Consider the following 1,351-nt stretch of genomic DNA (forward strand, 5'->3'; position numbering starts at 1 on the left):
GACCGGCCGAAGCCATGCACCATGTCTGGCCCATCCTGATTTTCTGGATCGTAGTCGTCGCCATCGGCCTCAAACGCTTCCGGCGAACCCTGGACTAGCGTCCCGGCCCGGGGTATGGGTTGAATCGGGATCTGACCGAAACCGATCCTGGGAGCCGAACATGACCAATCCACCCCTGACCCGAACACTCCTGGCTTGCCTGATCCTCTACCCGGCCCTGACCGGGTGTCTGTTCACTGCCAGCATCGGCAACGAAAATAGCAACGCCACCATCGTCGTCAACGCCACCCTGCTCCTGCCCCCGGGAACCGGGGCGAGAACCGATCCCGGAGCCACAGCCTTTCTGGACGGTGTGGCCGAGGCCAACCTCCATCTGGCCGCAATGGGGAGCGATCAGCGGCTATCCGCCCATTTTATGACCATCGAGCCAGGCCAATCGTCTCTGGATTGGCCTGCCGTCGCCCCGCACGGCCTGACCGTGGCCCCGGTGGACGAACCCTGGAGATCCAACATCCTTGGCTCGGCCGATGCCACCGGCCTTGAGGTTGTCGACCCTCTCGCCGACGTCGGGTCACATCCGACAAAACAGGAACGGATTCTGGCTCTGCGCGACGTACCCCTCCGGATCGCAGACATCCTGAACCGATCCGACCATCCATCGAATTTGACACACGAAAAAAGGTCCTGAAGAGCTCACACAAAAAAAGCCCGGGCATGGCCCGGGCTGAATCGCTTGTCTGCTTCGCTGAAGTTCAAATCAGGGGACGAAAATTTTGAGCTTATCCCCGGGGCGCAGCCTCGAACTTTGCCCCATCCTGTTCCAGGCCTGCAGGTCCTTGGTCGACACCCCGAATTTCCTGGAAATGTCCCAGAGTGTATCTCCCTGGCGGACGAGATACTGGACCAGAGAGCCTTGGGCCGGACGCGGGTCTCTCGACGCCACCGACGAACTCTGTTCCTTGGTCCCAGGGATGTAAAGCTTCTGGCCGATGCTCAAGGTACTCGACTTCTTGAGGCCGTTGGCCTTGGCGATGGAATCCACACTGGCCCCAAACTTTTTGGAAATGGCCCACAGGCTGTCGCCCTTTCCGACCGTATAGTTGGCCCGAGCCCTGGCGATTTCCCGGGTCTTTCGCTCACCTCCGGATTCGGCCACGACCGCGCCCCCCTTGCCGGGAATCATGATCCATTGTCCCGGACGCAGAAGGTTGGCCGTCTTGTCATTGACCCGTTTCAAGACCTCAATGGGTACACCGCTGCGGTTGGATATTCTCCACCAAGAATCCCCGGTCCGGATCTGGTAGCGCTGGAAACCGGCATAGGGCCTTGAGCTGGAATCGCTCAGATAGGC

2 protein-coding genes are annotated in these 1,351 nt (G+C 60.3%); one reads left to right on the forward strand and one right to left on the reverse strand.

Annotation, left to right across the window (positions count from 1 at the left end; translation table 11 throughout):
• The first annotated feature begins 160 nt into the window (after positions 1–160).
• Positions 161–688, forward strand: a complete 528-nt coding sequence (locus tag EOM25_15025) for a hypothetical protein (GenBank protein ID NCC26491.1) — start codon at positions 161–163, stop codon at positions 686–688.
• A 69-nt stretch (positions 689–757) separates the two neighbouring features.
• Here the strand turns inward: EOM25_15025 and EOM25_15030 are convergent.
• A partial coding sequence (locus EOM25_15030) for a LysM peptidoglycan-binding domain-containing protein (protein NCC26492.1) occupies positions 758–1,351 on the reverse strand: 594 nt, incomplete at its 5' end.

Source organism: Deltaproteobacteria bacterium, from assembly GCA_009929795.1.
Taxonomy (GTDB): Bacteria; Desulfobacterota; Desulfovibrionia; order Desulfovibrionales; family Desulfomicrobiaceae; genus RZZR01.